This is a genomic window from Streptomyces sp. NPDC001770 (genome assembly GCF_053596135.1).
The window spans coordinates 18718-34470 of record NZ_JBSFFN010000016.1; the positions used below are offsets into that span (position 1 = coordinate 18718).

Annotated in this window: 14 protein-coding genes; 6 read left to right on the forward strand and 8 right to left on the reverse strand. The window is 71.1% G+C overall.

From position 1 onward, the window contains the following. Positions 1 to 5 precede the first annotated feature (5 nt). Positions 6 to 1334 carry an acetate kinase gene (locus ACWCSV_RS16455; protein WP_451142705.1) on the forward strand — a complete coding sequence of 443 codons (1329 nt, stop codon included), beginning with the start codon at positions 6 to 8 and terminating at the stop codon, positions 1332 to 1334. Positions 1335 to 1422: 88 nt separating this feature from the next. After that, positions 1423 to 2853 carry a pyruvate kinase gene (gene pyk / locus ACWCSV_RS16460; protein ID WP_451142707.1) on the forward strand — a complete coding sequence of 477 codons (1431 nt, stop codon included), beginning with the start codon at positions 1423 to 1425 and terminating at the stop codon, positions 2851 to 2853. Between the two features lie 190 nt (positions 2854 to 3043). Here pyk and ACWCSV_RS16465 read toward each other — a convergent pair whose 3' ends face one another. From ACWCSV_RS16465 to ACWCSV_RS16480, 4 genes are all read right to left on the reverse strand, one after another. Continuing rightward, positions 3044 to 4405, reverse strand: coding sequence for a hypothetical protein (locus ACWCSV_RS16465; protein WP_451142709.1), 1362 nt, complete (start codon positions 4403 to 4405; stop codon positions 3044 to 3046). Continuing rightward, a complete protein-coding gene (locus ACWCSV_RS16470) occupies positions 4398 to 4994 on the reverse strand; it encodes a DUF6114 domain-containing protein (protein ID WP_451142711.1) in 597 nt (198 codons plus the stop codon). The genes ACWCSV_RS16465 and ACWCSV_RS16470 overlap by 8 nt, the downstream gene beginning before the upstream one ends. A gap of 94 nt (positions 4995 to 5088) precedes the next feature. Then, complete coding sequence (locus ACWCSV_RS16475; RefSeq protein WP_451142713.1) at positions 5089 to 5715, reverse strand: DUF6230 family protein; 627 nt, start codon at positions 5713 to 5715, stop codon at positions 5089 to 5091. Positions 5716 to 6367: 652 nt separating this feature from the next. Continuing rightward, positions 6368 to 7339, reverse strand: a complete 972-nt coding sequence (locus ACWCSV_RS16480; protein WP_451142715.1) for a tetratricopeptide repeat protein — start codon at positions 7337 to 7339, stop codon at positions 6368 to 6370. Positions 7340 to 7698: 359 nt separating this feature from the next. On the opposite strand from ACWCSV_RS16480, the gene ACWCSV_RS16485 reads away from it, so the two are divergent. Then, positions 7699 to 8322 (forward strand): TetR/AcrR family transcriptional regulator, encoded by a 624-nt coding sequence (locus ACWCSV_RS16485; RefSeq protein ID WP_451142717.1) that lies wholly within the window; start codon positions 7699 to 7701, stop codon positions 8320 to 8322. 27 nt (positions 8323 to 8349) lie between these two features. On the opposite strand, the gene ACWCSV_RS16490 is transcribed toward ACWCSV_RS16485, so the two are convergent. After that, positions 8350 to 10050 carry an acyl-CoA mutase large subunit family protein gene (locus ACWCSV_RS16490; RefSeq protein WP_451142719.1) on the reverse strand — a complete coding sequence of 567 codons (1701 nt, stop codon included), beginning with the start codon at positions 10048 to 10050 and terminating at the stop codon, positions 8350 to 8352. A 229-nt stretch (positions 10051 to 10279) separates the two neighbouring features. On the opposite strand from ACWCSV_RS16490, the gene ACWCSV_RS16495 reads away from it, so the two are divergent. Both ACWCSV_RS16495 and ACWCSV_RS16500 read left to right on the forward strand, forming a co-directional pair. Beyond that, complete coding sequence (locus tag ACWCSV_RS16495; protein ID WP_451142721.1) at positions 10280 to 10918, forward strand: DUF6313 family protein; 639 nt, start codon at positions 10280 to 10282, stop codon at positions 10916 to 10918. Between the two features lies 1 nt (position 10919). Next, positions 10920 to 11294 carry a hypothetical protein gene (locus ACWCSV_RS16500; protein WP_451142723.1) on the forward strand — a complete coding sequence of 125 codons (375 nt, stop codon included), beginning with the start codon at positions 10920 to 10922 and terminating at the stop codon, positions 11292 to 11294. Between the two features lie 101 nt (positions 11295 to 11395). On the opposite strand, the gene ACWCSV_RS16505 is transcribed toward ACWCSV_RS16500, so the two are convergent. Both ACWCSV_RS16505 and ACWCSV_RS16510 read right to left on the reverse strand, forming a co-directional pair. Continuing rightward, positions 11396 to 11758 (reverse strand): DUF3817 domain-containing protein, encoded by a 363-nt coding sequence (locus ACWCSV_RS16505; protein ID WP_451142725.1) that lies wholly within the window; start codon positions 11756 to 11758, stop codon positions 11396 to 11398. 97 nt (positions 11759 to 11855) lie between these two features. Continuing rightward, on the reverse strand, positions 11856 to 12365 hold the full coding sequence (locus ACWCSV_RS16510; RefSeq protein WP_451142727.1) for a MarR family winged helix-turn-helix transcriptional regulator: 510 nt from the start codon (positions 12363 to 12365) through the stop codon (positions 11856 to 11858). A 287-nt stretch (positions 12366 to 12652) separates the two neighbouring features. On the opposite strand from ACWCSV_RS16510, the gene ACWCSV_RS16515 reads away from it, so the two are divergent. After that, positions 12653 to 13714 carry a glycoside hydrolase family 6 protein gene (locus ACWCSV_RS16515; RefSeq protein WP_451142729.1) on the forward strand — a complete coding sequence of 354 codons (1062 nt, stop codon included), beginning with the start codon at positions 12653 to 12655 and terminating at the stop codon, positions 13712 to 13714. A 79-nt stretch (positions 13715 to 13793) separates the two neighbouring features. Here ACWCSV_RS16515 and ACWCSV_RS16520 read toward each other — a convergent pair whose 3' ends face one another. Beyond that, positions 13794 to 15752 carry a galactose oxidase-like domain-containing protein gene (locus ACWCSV_RS16520; RefSeq protein ID WP_451142731.1) on the reverse strand — a complete coding sequence of 653 codons (1959 nt, stop codon included), beginning with the start codon at positions 15750 to 15752 and terminating at the stop codon, positions 13794 to 13796. Position 15753: the final 1 nt, after the last annotated feature.

Below are 15753 nucleotides of genomic sequence, written 5' to 3' on the forward strand. Positions count from 1 at the left end.
CCCGCATGACCAACGCGACGACCGACGCGACGACCGAACGGGACGGGGCGGGTGCGGCGCCCTCCGGCGCGCACCGGGTGCTCGTGCTCAACTCCGGCTCCTCGTCGGTGAAGTACCAGTTGCTGGACATGCGCGACCACTCCCGGCTCGCCTCGGGGCTGGTGGAGCGCATCGGCGAGGAAACGTCCCGCCTGGTACACACCCCGCGCCCGGGCGAGGGCGGTGGGGCGCGCGAGCGCACCGGCCGGATCGCCGACCACTCGGCGGCGCTGAAGGCCGCGGCCGAGGAGCTGGCGGCCGACGGGCTGGGGCTCGACTCCCCCGAGCTGGCGGCGATCGGGCACCGGGTGGTGCACGGCGGGCTCCGGTTCACCGAGCCGACCGTGGTGACCGACGACGTGCTCAAGGAGATCGAGCGCCTGGTGCCGGTCGCCCCGCTGCACAACCCGGCGAACATCACCGGCATCCGTACGGCCCAGGAGCTGCGGCCGGACCTGCCGCAGGTCGCGGTCTTCGACACGGCGTTCCACACGACGATGCCCGAGCACGCGGCCCGGTACGCGATCGACGTGGAGACCGCCGACGCCCACCGGGTGCGCCGGTACGGGTTCCACGGGACCTCGCACGCGTACGTCTCGCGCCGGACGGCGAAGCTGCTGGGCCGGCCGGTCGAGGAGCTCAACATCATCGTGCTGCACCTCGGCAACGGCGCCTCGGCGTCCGCCGTGGCGGGCGGGCGGTGCGTGGACACCTCGATGGGCCTGACCCCGCTGGAGGGCCTCGTCATGGGGACCCGCTCCGGGGACATCGACCCGGCCGTCACCTTCCACCTGAAGCGGGTGGCGGGGATGTCGGCGGACGAGATCGACGAGCTGCTCAACAAGAAGAGCGGCTTGGTCGGCCTCTGCGGCGACAACGACATGCGGGAGATCCGCCGCCGGGTGGACGAGGGCGACGAGCGTGCCGCCCTCGCCTTCGACATCTACATCCACCGGCTGAAGAAGTACATCGGCGCCTACACGGCCGTCCTCGGCCGGGTGGACGCGGTGGCCTTCACGGCCGGGGTCGGCGAGAACTCGGCCCCGGTGCGGGAGGCCGCCATCGCCGGCCTGGAGGAGCTCGGCATGGCGGTGGACGGCGATCTGAACGCCGTACGGTCGCCGCAGCCCCGGCTGATCTCCCCCGAGTACGCCCGGGTCGCGGTCGCCGTGGTGCCGACGGACGAGGAACTGGAGATCGCCGGACAGACGTTCGCGCTGGTCGGACGGGCCGCCGGGGACGGCGGCGACGGAAGCGGGACCGGGCCGGAGGAGCCCGGGGCGACGCAGCCGTAGAGGCCCACAACTGAGCACCCCCACGCCCCTTTGTACTTTCCACCAGACGGAATATTCCGCAGTGAAACAAACCGATAGGATCCGCCCCATGCGCCGTTCCAAAATCGTCTGCACCCTCGGTCCCGCCGTCGACTCCCACGAGAAGCTGGTCGCTCTGATCGAGGCCGGCATGAGCGTGGCCCGATTCAACTTCAGCCACGGCACCCACGAAGAGCACCAGGGCCGGTACGACCGTGTCCGCAAGGCTGCCGCCGAGACCGGGCGGGCGGTGGGCGTGCTCGCCGACCTCCAGGGCCCGAAGATCCGCCTCGCGAAGTTCGCCGAGGGCCCCGTCGAGCTGGTCCGCGGTGACGAGTTCACCATCACCGCGGAGGACGTCCCCGGCGACAAGTCGATCTGCGGCACGACCTACAAGGGTCTGCCGGGCGACGTCGTCAAGGGCGACCCGATCCTCATCAACGACGGCAACGTCGAGCTGAAGGTCGTCGAGGTCGAGGGCCCCCGGGTCAAGACCATCGTCATCGAGGGCGGTGTCATCTCCGACCACAAGGGCATCAACCTGCCCGGCGCGGCGGTCAACGTCCCCGCCCTGTCCGAGAAGGACGTGGACGACCTCCGGTTCGCCCTGCGGATGGGCTGCGACATGGTCGCCCTCTCCTTCGTCCGTGACGCCGAGGACGTCAAGGACGTCCACAAGGTGATGGACGAGGAGGGCCGCCGGGTCCCCGTCATCGCCAAGGTGGAGAAGCCGCAGGCGGTCGAGCACATGGAGGGCGTCGTCCTGGCGTTCGACGGTGTGATGGTGGCCCGTGGCGACCTCGCCGTCGAGTACCCGCTGGAGAAGGTCCCGATGGTGCAGAAGCGCCTCGTGGAGCTCTGCCGGCGCAACGCCAAGCCGGTGATCGTGGCGACCCAGATGATGGAGTCGATGATCACCAACTCCCGCCCGACGCGCGCCGAGGCGTCCGACGTCGCCAACGCGATCCTGGACGGCGCGGACGCGGTCATGCTGTCCGCCGAGTCCTCGGTCGGCGCGTACCCGATCGAGACGGTCAAGACGATGGCGAAGATCGTCGTCGCCGCCGAGGAGGAGCTCCTCTCCAAGGGCCTCCAGCCGCTGGTCCCGGGCAAGAAGCCGCGCACCCAGGGCGGTGCGGTCGCCCGCGCCGCCACGGAGATCGCGGACTTCCTGGACGGCAAGGCGCTCGTCGCGTTCACCAAGTCCGGTGACACCGCCCGCCGCCTGTCCCGCTACCGCGCCGCGCAGCCGGTGCTCGCGTTCACCACGGACGAGTCCACCCGCAACCAGCTCACGCTGAGCTGGGGCGTCGAGGCCCACGTCGTGCCGCACGTGGAGACCACCGACGCGATGGTCGACATGGTCGACGCCGAGCTGCTCAAGCTCGGTCGCTACAACGAGGGCGACACGATGATCATCACCGCCGGTTCGCCCCCCGGCATCCCCGGCACCACCAACATGGTCCGCGTCCACCACGTGGGCGGCGGCGACCGCGCCTGACGGCGCACGCCACCAGCGGAACGACGGCCGTGGGCCGCGCACTCCGGCGAGAGCCGGGTGCGCGGCCCACGGCCGTTCCTGCGTACGGCGGCGGTCACGGACACGCCTGTGGCCCGCCTCCCTGACGAACAGGGCTGCGGGCCACAGGTGTTGTGCGGCTCCCGGACTGGTCTGGGGTGCGGCGGAGCGGTCAGCCGCCGTTCTTCGTCAGGTAGTTGTGCAGACCCGGCACCTTGAGCGAGCCGCCGAACTGGCCCGCCTGGGTGACCTTGACGTTCGTGAAGAACGCGAAGGGCACGTTGATCGGGGGCGGCGAGGTGGGGCTGAAGGTGATCGGGATGATGCCGAAGAGGTTGCCCTTCAGCTCCTCCGTGTACATCGTCACCTTGCCGTTGCGGATGGTGGACGTGGAGCCGTCCCGGGCCTGGACGTGCATGGTGGTGCCGTCCGGGCCGACCGCCGTCTGGTGCAGGTCCTTGATGTCGATGGAGTCGGCGGTGAACTTGAGCACCTTCTTGACGGTGCCGTCCGCCGTCTTCACCTCCACGATGCCCGCGTAGTCCAGCCCCGTGAGGGTGAGCAGCGAGGACTGCAGGATCCACGGGTCGGTCGGGAGCAGAGGGATGCCCGGCTCCAGCTCGGCCGCCGCGAGGGCTTCCGGGTCCTCGGTCGGGCACGGGAACGGCCGCTTGGCGCCGTCCGGGATGTCCTCGTCCTTCTTCGCGTCGAGGCCCTTGGCGCTCTCGTCCAGCTCCTCGACCTTCTGGCCCGCCTCGGCCGCCGCCGCGCGGATCTCCTCGGCGGTCTTCTCGGCCTTGGCGGCCGCTTCGTCCTTCGCGGCGTCGGCATCCTTCGCCGCTCCGGTCGCGGAGGCGTCGTCGGTGGATCTCGCGGCCGGCTTCTCCGCGGCCGAGGTACTGGAACCGGCGGTCTCCTCGGCCTTCGGCGCCTCGGTGGTGGCGCTCGGAGTCGGGGTCGGGGTGGCCTTGTTGGGGCCGAGGCTGTCGAAGAAGCCCTTGATCGCGTCGCCGACGCCGAGCGGGTCGAGCGGGTTGGTGCTCTTCGTCGGGGTCGGCGTGGGCTCGGCGGTGGGCTTGGCCCCGGCGGCTACGCCTGCGGTGTCGTCGGCGGCCGGCGCGTCCGACGTCGCGGAGGGGGACGGGGTCGTGGTCGGCGTGGGACGGGAGTCCTCGCCCTTGTCCGTACCCGCGTCCCCGTCCTTGCCCGCCGAAGCGGAGTCGGAGGCGGAGGCCGAGGGGGACGGTGAGGCGGACGCCGACGGCTCCGCCGACTCGCTCGGCTCGTCGGACCGGGTGACACACGGGCCGGGCGCGAACGGGATGTCCGAGGCGTCGTCGGCCATGGCGAGCTTGGGCGTGAGGCTCATGCCCACGAAGACCGCCGTCGGCATCGCGGCGAGCGCGAACGCCTTCTTCCCGGACGGCAGGTTCAGCTTCATCAACAGCGACTTGCGGGGAGCCGCGTGGCGCGGGCCTCTCCGCTCGCGGGCGGCTTCGCCCGCGAAGACGTCGGAGTACCCGTCCTCACGCACGGTGCCTCCCGCCGTCCGCGTCGGCGTCCACCGCCGCGTCGAAGTCGGCGGGCTGCTGCGCGGGGAAGACGGTGATGCCGTGCGGCTTGTCCGAGGGCGGCCCGAACGCGAGCGCCGGCTCGTCCGCGCCGAAGGCAGCCTGCGAGTTCTCGGACCGTGCGACCTCCTCCGCGCTCCCGGCATCGTCCTCCGGCTGTCCCGGGGCCCAGGACACGGAGAGCGCGCCGCCGACCATCGCGAGGACGAAGCCCATCACGAACCCGCCGAAGTTGGCCACGGGTATGGAGATCAGCCCGAGCAGAATCGCCGCTACTCCTGCGAACACACGGACGATGTGGTGGAACCACATCGTCAGCCCCAGCGTGACGAGCAGGACCCCGATGATCAGCGAACCGGCACCGGCGGTGGTGGACATCGCCAGAGTGACGTTACCGAGGTGCATGTTGGCGTACGGGAAGTAGGCGATGGGTATACCGCCCGCCATGGTGAACAGGCCTGCCCAGAACGGCCTGCTCCCCCGCCAGGCGCGGAATCCCTGTCGGTGGGCGGTGGGGTGGTGCTCGTTCTGCCCTGTGGACTCGGGGCTCATGGAAAACAGCTCCCTGGAACCGGTACTGCTGTGAGAAAGGGAGGGTGGGTGGCCGGAGCCCACGTGCATGACTCCGGCCACCCGAACTGAATGCCTACTCGCACTCGTTCGCGTCGTGGTTCAGGCGCAGGCTGAGGTTGCTCAGCTTGAAGGTGCCGGCCGTGGTGGCCCAAGCCCTCTGCGAGACGTTGGTCAGCGTCGCCGTCTTGGCGCGCTGGCCGAAGCCGTACGCGTTCGCCCCGGTGGTCTTCGGCTGGATGCCGAAGCCCGACTCCTTGCCGAGGTCACCCGCCGCGACACCGATGTCGATGTTCTCGAAGTAGGCGTCGGCGTCGAGCTGGGAGACGTCCAGGTACAGGTCCGTCGCCACGACCGGCTTCTTATCGGCGGTGCCGGCCGTCAGCTTCAGCGTCCACGTGCCGAGGCCCGGGATCGGCGTGACGACCGACTGGCACATGTTCGTGATTTCCGCGTAGCTGAAGCCGGAGACCGCGACCGGGTGGTTGCCCGCGCCACCCGTGGCGACGTTGCCGTACTGGACGAAGTCATTGCCCTTGAGCTGGTCGGCAGTGACCTTGAAGTCCTGCCCCGAGATGCTGAACGAAGCCGCCAGCGCACCCTGCGCCAGCCCCACGCCCACCGCCGCCGTAGCGACGACGCTCGGCACCATGACCAGGGCGAAGCGCTTCCATCTGGTTCCACCGCGGATCTGGGAACTCATATATTTCCTCCTTCTCGGACGTACATCTCCGGCCGGGCCGTTGCCCGTCCCGGGATGGGAGAAGTGCTACGTCCTCGGGAAGGAGAGCGCCCGTTCCGGAGGCTGTACCGCATCCGATGCACCGGCGTTCACCCCCGAGCGACAAACCACTGACCGCGCGGTCCGCGCAGCCGGTCGGACAGGCCCCGCCCTCGGGCAGGAACCCCCCTGTCCTCGGCCGGCACCCATGGAGCCGGCCCACTCGGTGGGGACCAACCGCCCCCGGCGCCGACTGGCAATCGGAGCTGGCGGTTATTGGACCGAGCGTGGCCGATCGTGGTGCATTCGGGGCCGGTGCACAAGGGGTGTCGTTACTCGCTAGTAACGGGCCGATAACCACCCCGCGACGCCATGGCATGAACCGGCCACGCAGGGTGGCACGAAAGGGACGTCCAAACCGGAGGAAAACAGAGCGCAACCGGGCAGAGAACCCGAGTCGCTTTACTGCGAGTAACAGCAGCCCGTCAGGTCAAGATTTGGTAAAGCGGAGCCGCAGAACGCCCCGAGTTGTCGCCCGGACGCGAAAACGGCCGTGCCGCCCGGTGGGCGCCACGGCCGTCTTGTCACATAGGAACAAGTCGCGTCGGGAGGGGTCGCATCGGAACGGCTCGCATCAGAACAGCACGCGCGCGAGGGCGGTACGGGCCGCGGCCACCCGCGGGTCCTCCGGGCCGATGACCTCGAAGAGTTCGAGCAGTCGCACCCGCACGGCGTCGCGGTCGTCGCCGAACGTGCGGCGGACCGTCTCCACGAGCCGACCGAAGGCGTCCTCCACATGGCCCCCGACGAGGTCGAGGTCGGCGGCGTCGATCTGGGCGGCGACGTCGGCCGGACCGGCGGCGGCCTTCTCCCGGACCTCCTGCGGGTTCATCTTCTGCACCCGGCCCAGGAGTTCGGCCTGCGCGAGGCCCAACTTGGCCTCCGGGTTGGCCGGGTCGTCGGAGAGGACGTTGCGGTACGCCTGCACCGCACCCGGGAAGTCACTGGCGTCCAGCGCCTGGGAGGCGGCTTCCAGCAGCGCGTCGTACGGGCCGGCCGGGACCTCGGCGGGCGCCGCGTCGGCGCCCTCCGCGTCCGGGTCGACGACGATTCCGGTGAGGCCGAAGCGCTCCTCGCCGACCTGGATCAGCTGGTCCAGGGTCTCGCGGATCTGGGCCTCGGGCGCGGCGCCCTGGAAGAGCGGGAGGGCCTGGCCCGCGACGACGGCGAAGACCGCCGGGATGCCCTGGATGCCGAACTGCTGCATCAGCATCTGGTTGGCGTCGACGTCGACCTTGGCGAGCAGGAAGCGGCCGTTGTACGCGACGGCCAGCCGCTCCAGAAGGGGGCCGAGCTGCTTGCAGGGCTCGCACCACTCGGCCCAGAAGTCGATGACGACGGGTACTTCGGCGGAGCGCTGGAGGACGTCGCGCTCGAATCCGGCTTCGTCGACGTCGATCACCAGGGCGGACGGCGCGACGGCGCCGGTGCCCCCCGTGCGGGCGGCCTCGGCACGGGCCTGCTCCGCCTTGGCCTTCGCCTCTCCGGCCGCCTTGACAGCGGCGAGGTCGACGACGCCGCTCATGGACATGTTCCTAGGCTGCATACGTACATCCTCCCCCCTGTACCCGCCGTTCCGGAAAGCGATCGGTCAACCGGGTCCTGCCGCAGCCCCGGCCGGTGTGCGGGGCGGGCGGACGGACACGGTTCGGGGGGCCTGAACCCCCCGGTCGCGGCGCCGGATCCCCATCCCGCACCGCTCGGTCGGCACCGGATCCCCATCCGGCGCCCCCACGTGGCTGTCGCTCGTTCGTGGCGCGGGCCAACGGGCCACTGCCCGGGGGTCCTTACGCTACGACCCGTAGCGTAACTGGCGAGTAGCCCTCCTGAACAGGACACCTCGGTGATCTGTCTCACCCGGCCCCGCAGCGGCCGCGTCTACCTACTCGCGGGTAAGGTCACCCCATGCCGAGCCGTACCGACCCCCCGTCCGCCCGTCCCGGCCGCCCCCGCAGTGTCGATGCCGACGCGGCGATCCTGGAGGCGACCCGGGCGTCCCTGGTCGAACTCGGCTGGTCGAAGCTGACGATGGGGGACGTGGCCACGCGCGCCGGAGTCGCCAAGACGACGCTCTACCGGCGGTGGGCAGGCAAGAACGAGCTGGTCGTGGACGCCGTCGCCGTCCTCTTCGACGAGCTCGAACTCCCCGACCTCGGCAGCCTCGCCGCCGACGTGCAGGGCGTGGTGCTCCAGTTCGCCGAGTTGCTGGAGCGGCCGGAGACCCGGACGGCGCTGATGGCGGTGGTCGCCGAGTCGACGCGCGACGCGGCGCTGCGCACGCGCATCCAGGACTCGATCGTCAACCGCCAGAAGCGGCTGGTGGTCCTGGGCCGCCGGCGGGCCCAGGAGCGCGGCGAACTGCCGCCCGAGCCGGACGGCCGGGCGGCCGGTCCGACGGCGGACCTGATCTTCGACGTGATCGCGGGCGCGGTGGTGCACCGGGCACTGGTCAGCGCCGAGCCCGTCGACGCGGACTGGGCCCGGCGCTTCACCGCACTGCTGCTCTCCGGACTCGGCTCGGTGGCGTAGCGCCCGCCGCCGCCGGGAGAGGCCGGCTCAGAACCCCGGCGGCTCCGTGTAGACCCCCCACTCCTCGCGCAGCACCCCGCAGATCTCGCCGAGGGTCGCCTCGGCACGCACCGCCTCCAGCATCGGCGCGATCATGTTGGAGCCGTCCCGGGCGGCGGCGAGCATCGCGTCCAGCGAGCCGCGCACCTTCGCCTCGTCGCGGGCCGCCCGGCGGGCGCCGAGGGCGCGGACCTGCTCGCGCTCGACCTCGTGACTGACCCGCAGGATCTCCAGGTCGCCGGTGACCGAGCCGTGGTGGACGTTGACGCCGACGACCCGCTTGTCGCCCTTCTCCAGGGAGCGCTGGTACTGGAACGCGGACTCGGCGATCTCACCGGTGAACCAGCCGTCCTCGATGCCGCGCAGGATGCCGGAGGTGATGGGGCCGATGGGGTGGCGCCCGTCGGGGTGGGCGCGGGTGCCGCGCTCGCGGATCTGCTCGAAGATCTTCTCGGCGTCGGCCTCGATCCGGTCGGTGAGCTGTTCGACGTACCAGGAGCCGCCCAGCGGGTCGGCCACGTTGGCGACGCCGGTCTCCTCCATCAGCACCTGCTGGGTGCGGAGCGCGATCTCGGCGGCCTGCTCGGAGGGGAGGGCCAGGGTCTCGTCGAGGGCGTTGGTGTGCAGCGAACTGGTGCCGCCGAGGACGGCGGAGAGCGCCTCGACCGCGGTGCGTACGACGTTGTTGTACGGCTGCTGGGCGGTGAGGGAGACCCCGGCGGTCTGGGTGTGGAAGCGGAGCCACTGGGCCTTGTCGGTCTTCGCGCCGTACGTCTCCTTCATCCAGCGGGCCCAGATGCGGCGGGCGGCGCGGAACTTGGCGATCTCCTCGAAGAAGTCGAGGTGGGCGTCGAAGAAGAAGGAGAGTCCGGGCGCGAAGGTGTCCACGTCGAGCCCCCGGGAGAGCCCCAGCTCCACGTATCCGAAGCCGTCGGCGAGGGTGTAGGCGAGCTCCTGCGCGGCCGTGGATCCGGCCTCGCGGATGTGGTAGCCGGAGACGGAGAGCGGTTTGTAGGCGGGGATGGAGCGGGCGCAGTGCTCCATCAGGTCCCCGATGAGCCGCAGGTGCGGTTCGGGCTGGAAGAGCCACTCCTTCTGGGCGATGTACTCCTTGAAGATGTCGGTCTGCAGGGTGCCGTTGAGTACGGCCGGGTCGACGCCCTGGCGTTCGGCGGCCACGAGGTACATGCAGAAGACGGGGACGGCGGGTCCGCTGATCGTCATGGAGGTGGTGACCTCGCCGAGCGGGATGTCCCGGAAGAGGACCTCCATGTCGGCGGCGGAGTCGATGGCGACGCCGCAGTGCCCGACCTCGCCGAGTGAGCGGGGTTCGTCGGAGTCCCGGCCCATCAGGGTCGGCATGTCGAAGGCCACACTGAGCCCGCCGCCGCCCGCGGCGAGGATCATCTTGTACCGCTCGTTGGTCTGCTCGGCGTTGCCGAAACCGGCGAACTGGCGGATGGTCCAGGTGCGGCCCCGGTAGCCGGTCGGGTGGAGGCCCCGGGTGAACGGGTACTCGCCGGGCCAGCCGATCCGCTCGAACCCGTCGTACGTGTCGCCGGGCCGGGGACCGTACACCGGGTCCACCGGGTCGCCGGACAGGGTGGTGAAGTCCGCGTCACGCGTGCGGGCCTTGTCGTAACGGGCCTGCCAGCGTCGGCGGCCCTCCTCGATCGCGTCAGCGTCCATGGTGTCGAATTTACTAGGACGTCCTACTACCTGTCGATGACAAACCGCCCGGCACTCGGACGGAGTCCGGGGCGGGCGGGCGGGAGCCGCTCCGCGACGAAGGCCGTTCCGGCCCGACGACCCGGCTCCGTGCGGCAGAATTCCCCCGGAAGAAGCGTGCGCCCGCACGGGTCACGCCTGCACGCAGGGGGAAATCTTGCCCGTTGGGCCCATCCCGATACCGGGGCACTTGAAGCTGCCGCCCACTCGCGCGTCCCTGGCCGGTCGGTTTCGCCGCACCTGGCGCTCGCGCAAGGCGCTGAAGGGGGTCAGCCAGTGGATCCTCGACGTCGGGGTCCCCATCGGCCTGCTCGTGGGGCTCCTGTACGTCCTCGCCGCACGCGCCGAGAGCCCCAGCGAGGTCTACCAGGTCTTCGCGCTGCTGAGGAATCCCGAGCACGTCCTCCTCTGGTTCGCCTCGGTCATCGGGTGGCTCCTCGTCCCGGCCCTCATCGGTGGCGTGGCCGGTCACGTGATCGCCAAGCGCATCGACCACTCCAAGGCCGTGGCCGGCAACGCCGCCTTCACGCAACGGCGTCTGGCTCAACGGCTGTCGCCTCCGCGGCTGATCGACGAACTCCGGCCCTGGTTCCACGGCACGCATGCGCAGCAGGGCTTCGTCGACGCCTGGGTGCGCGTCGCCCACCGCAACGACTGGCAGCGCGCCCAGGACCACTGGGAGCTGTTCGTGATGTACCTCATGTCCAGGGAGCAGTACGCCCTGCTGGACCGGCACGAGTGCCTTCGGCAGGCCCAGAACACGGCGAAGATGGTGCTCCGGTTCACGTCCCTGACCGGACAGTGCCTCGTGTGCGAGAGGAGGCGTTGACGTGCGCGGAGAAGACGCCCTGGAGATCGTCCGGGCTTCCCTTTCCATGGTCATGCCCGGGGCGAGTACGGAGGGCCTCACCAGGGCCGCGGAAGCGGTGATCATGTGGGGGTCGGAGGACGTCGCCGATCGTCTCGACGACGCTCTCGGCCGCAGGATGCTGGTCGACCTCTTCGACGCCGCCCAGACGACACCGCTCGGCTTTCCCGCCGCGGAACCGGAAGACTTCGGCCGTGAGTGGTTCCTCGACCCGCGCTCCGTCGCGCCCTACCGGGAGTGGTCGCACACCGACAACATGGAGACCCTGCCCGCCGCTCCCCCCGACGGCCCGCACCGGAACGACGGGCAGGGCCGCGGACAGGCATCCGCCCCGTAGTACGCCGTACGCCCCGCCGGGTGGACGTGCACAGCGACGACGAACCGCCCCGCGCGCGGCGCGGGGCGGTTCAAGGGTCCTGCGGGGCGTACGGCCCGGCGTCAGCCGTTCTTGACGGCGCCGGCCTGCTCGGAGCGGCTCGCGGCGGCCGGAGCGGCGCCCGCGATCAGCGGCTCGACCTCCCGGACGACCGTGCGCTCCACGAAGAACGCGGCGGTCGGGATGGTGCCGGCGATCAGCACCCAGAGGAGCTTGCCGATCGGCCACTTCGCCTTGGAGCCGAGGTCGAAGGCGAAGAGCAGATAGATGATGTAGAGCACGCCGTGGATCTGGGAGACGACGAGCGTCAGGCCCTCGCCCTTGTCGAATCCGTACTTGAAGACCATGCAGAGGCAGAGGATCAACAACATGACGGCGGTGACGTAGGCCATCACCCGATAGCGGGTCAGCACGCTGCGTTTCATGACATCGAGGTTAGCCGGAGCCCGGGGGCGATCTTGCGGCGGGCACCCCTCGCGTCGAGTGGCCCGCCCGGCCGGGCGCGCACGGCCCCGGCGCCGCTCAGGCGTCCTCGAAGTCCCGCGCGGCGACCCGCAGCGGCCGGAGCATCGCGAAGATCTCCCCGCACTCCTCGGCGTCGTACGCGCCCAGCCCGAAGTCCATCGCCATCAGCTCCTCGGTGGCCGCCTCGACCACCTCGCGGCCCTTGACCGTGATGGAGGCGAGCGTGCCGCGGCCGTCGTTGGGGTTGGGGCGCTTGTCGACCAGCCCGGACTTCACCAGCCGGTCCACGGTGTTGGTGACCGAGGTCGGGTGCACCATCAGGCGCTCGCCGATCTTCGACATCGGCAGCTCGCCCTCCTTGGAGAAGGTGAGCAGCACCAGCGCCTCGTACCGGGCGAACGTCAGCCCGTACGGTTTCACCACCGCGTCGACCTCCGCGAGGAGAATCTGCTGCGCCCTCATGATCGAGGTGATCGCCTGCATGGAGGGCACGGGTCCCCAGCGCTGCTGCCAGAGCTCGTCGGCGCGGGCGATGGGGTCGAAGGGAAGGCTGAGCGGCTTCGGCACAGCCCCGACCTTACCCAGTGGTCACATCGCGGCGGGCGCCGTCTCGGAGTTCGGTACCGAATGTGCGTACGGGACGATCGGGCCGCCCGCGAACACCCGAACGGGGACGGTTCGCGGGGCACCTGATTGACGCTCCGGGGCGGCCGGTGTCGCAGCGCCACGCTCCGTGACCGATGTGCCAGGATCGACCGCATCCCTGTACCTCGCGAGGCGGCCGCACGGGCGCGCCTCGCCCGTGTGTCCCGCTTCGTGCCCGTACCCGTTGAGCCACCGTCCGAGGGGGCTGGATGTCCGGCCGCAGGATCTTGCCCGTCGTCTCCGCCGCCGTGGCCGTGTCGGCCGCCCTCGCGGTGGGCTGCTCGTCCCCGGGGACACCCTCCGGGGACGGCGGGGAACCCGCCGCGAGCACGGCGGACGCCGTCCGGGGCGGACCGGCGCCCGGCACCGCGTCCTCTCCCTTCTGGGTGGACCCGGAGAGCGACGCCGCCCGTCAGGTCCGCGCCTGGAAGGAGGCGGGGCGGCTCGCGGACGCGAAGCTGCTGGAGCGGATCTCCACCCACCCGGTGGCCGACTGGCCCGCGGGCGACGACCCGCAACCGGACATCCGCACCGCCGTCGAGGGTGCCTCGGCCTCGCACCGGAGCGTGCTGTTCGTGGCGTACAACATCCCGCACCGCGACTGCGGCGCCTACTCGGCGGGCGGGGCGCCCGACGCGGACGCGTACCGGGCGTGGACGGAGCGGTTCGCGGGGGCGATCGGGGACGCGCCGGCCGCGGTGATCCTGGAGCCCGACGCCGTGGCGCACGTCGTGGACGGGTGCACCCCGCCCGAGAAGCACGCCGAGCGGCTCGGCCTGCTCGCCGGGGCGGTGGACACCTTCAAGGCCCGGCCGGGGACCAAGGTCTACCTGGACGCCGGGAACCCGGACTGGCTCGCCGACCCCGGCAAGCTGGTGGAGCCGCTCCACCGGGCGGGCATCGACCGGGCCGACGGCTTCTCGCTCAACGTCTCCAACTTCCAGACCGACGAGACGGTGAAGGCGTACGGGGCACGCCTCTCCGCCCTCCTCGGCGGCGCGCACTACGTGATCGACAGCAGCCGCAACGGCCGCGGTCCGCTCTCCGGCGGCCGCTCGGAGGCCTGGTGCAATCCGCCGGGCCGGGCCCTGGGCACTCCCCCGACCACCGACACCGGGGACGAACGGCTGGACGCGTACCTCTGGATCAAGCGGCCGGGCGACTCCGACGGCCCGTGCCGCGGCGGCCCGGCGGCCGGCACCTGGTGGCCGGGTTACGCCCTCGGCCTGGCCCGCGCCGCCGGATCCCGAACGGACGCCGCCGGATCCTGAACGGTCCTGCTCGCGCCCGCGCCTCCCGTACGACCAGGGCTTCCGGGCCGTACGGGAGGCGCGGGCGCGAGCAGAGCTCTCAGCCGACCTTGACCCACTTCGCCACCGACGAGATGCCGTCGGTGTCCGTGACGAAGAGCATGTACCAGCCCGGTGGCACCAGAGTGCTGTCCCCGGGCACCGTCACGGTGATCCTGCCCTCCTCCTCGCGCAGTTCCAGCGCGACCGACCGCTGCTCGACGTCGGTGGTGTGGGTGACGGCACTCGGCCGCATCAGCCGGGCCGTCGCCGGACGGCCGCCGCCGGTCAGCGCGTACGTGGCGGAGCCACCGCGCTCCACCTCCTCCGGCCCGGCGCCGATCACCGGCCGGTCGCCGCCCGCACGGTGCAGCACGGCCGGGGTGAAGACCTCCATCCGCTGCTCGAACTTGCCCAGCTTGGTGTTGGCCTTGTCGCCGTAGAGCGAGTCGGAGCCGAAGGTCGCCACCCGCCCGTCGGGCAGCAGCAGCGCCTCCGAGTGGTAGTTCCGGCCGATGGTGGGCGCGGCCGCCTCGGTGAACTCGCCGGTCTTCGGGTCGTACGTCTGCGCCTTGAGGATGTTGCTGTCGCCGCGCCCCCGGTAGTCGCTCGATCCGCCGGTGGTGAAGACGGTGTCGTCCGGCATGATCACGCTGTTGAGGTAGCGGGTGCCCTGCGGCAGTTCGGGGCCCGGCTCGAAGACCGGGTTCTTCGCCTTGAGGTCCACGACCGCGGTGCGGGCGGTCGACACCGGGGACTCCCCCACCCCGCCGCCTCCGAGGATCATCACCTTCTGGTCCTGGACCGGGGGCAGCATCAGCGAGGAGGCGGTCTCCGTGGCGTCGAAGTCCTTCAGCCCGCCGACCGCCTTGAAGGTGTTCTTCCGCAGGTCCCAGAGCCCGGCGGCGCGCCCCTTGTCCGCGGGGCCGTAACCGGCGTTGGCACCCGGGTAGAAGAGCCTGCCGCCCTTGGTGAGGAAGAGGGCGGGATAGGTCGGGAAGTAGCGGAACGGGCCCTTGGACCACTTCCTGGTCGCCCGGTCGTAGATCTCGGTGTCGCCGGAGATGATCTCGCCGACGTCGTCGAGCCCCGAGACGGCGAGCACCCGCCCGTCGCCGAGCCCGACGAGCGTCGGGTACCAGCGGGCCTGCTTCATCGGGTCGACCCTGATGTACTTCTCGGCCACCGCGTCGAACTCGTAGGCCGACCGGATGCCCTGGAAGTCCTGCTTCTGCGTGGTGATCTTCTCGGCGAGGCCGTAGGAGTTGTCGGCGTCCCTGCCGGTGAGTCCCTCGATCTCGTACTGGGCGGACTCGGCGGTGACCGAGTCGGGGCCCGTCTCCACCGCCTCCACGAAGACCCGCTCCTCGCCGGCGGTCACCTTGCTCTTCCACGGCTTCATCCCGCCGTCCGCCCAGTAGGTGACGGCGAAGCCGCGCTTGGCGGCCCGGGGCACGGTCACGTCGAAGAGGGAGCGGTACTCGACGCCCGAGGGGGAGCGGAAGACCGTGCCCTTCTTCAGGAACAGCGCCTTGTCCGGGCTCTCGTTCTTCACCCGCATCCCGCCGCCGGCCCGGCTCACCTCGCCGTCGAGGACCTCGTAGCGGGCGGTGCCGCCGGCCACCAGCAGGCGGCCGTCGGGGAGCTGGGCGTGGCCGCCGCAGAAGAAGTCCACCGGGGTGGCGACCTTCTTGAAGGTGTCGGCCACCGGGTCCCACAGGACCGTGTCGAAGGTGCCCGCGTCGAAGTGCTGCTGGTTGTTGCCCGAACCCGCGATGATCAGCACCTTGCCGGTGTGGAGCAGCGCCGCGTGGATGGCGTTGGTCCGGTACTCCTCCGGGATGTCGACCCGCTGCCAGGAGCCGTACCGCGCCTGGTAGCCGGGCTGGGCGATCTTGTACGCGTGGTAGTGGTCCTGGGCGAACGAGAGCGCGGCGGGGGCGTTGAGCCCCGCGAGCACCACGACGGCCCCGCTTCCGAGGACCGCCCTCCTGATCCTTCTGGTGGGCCGGTGGGCCATG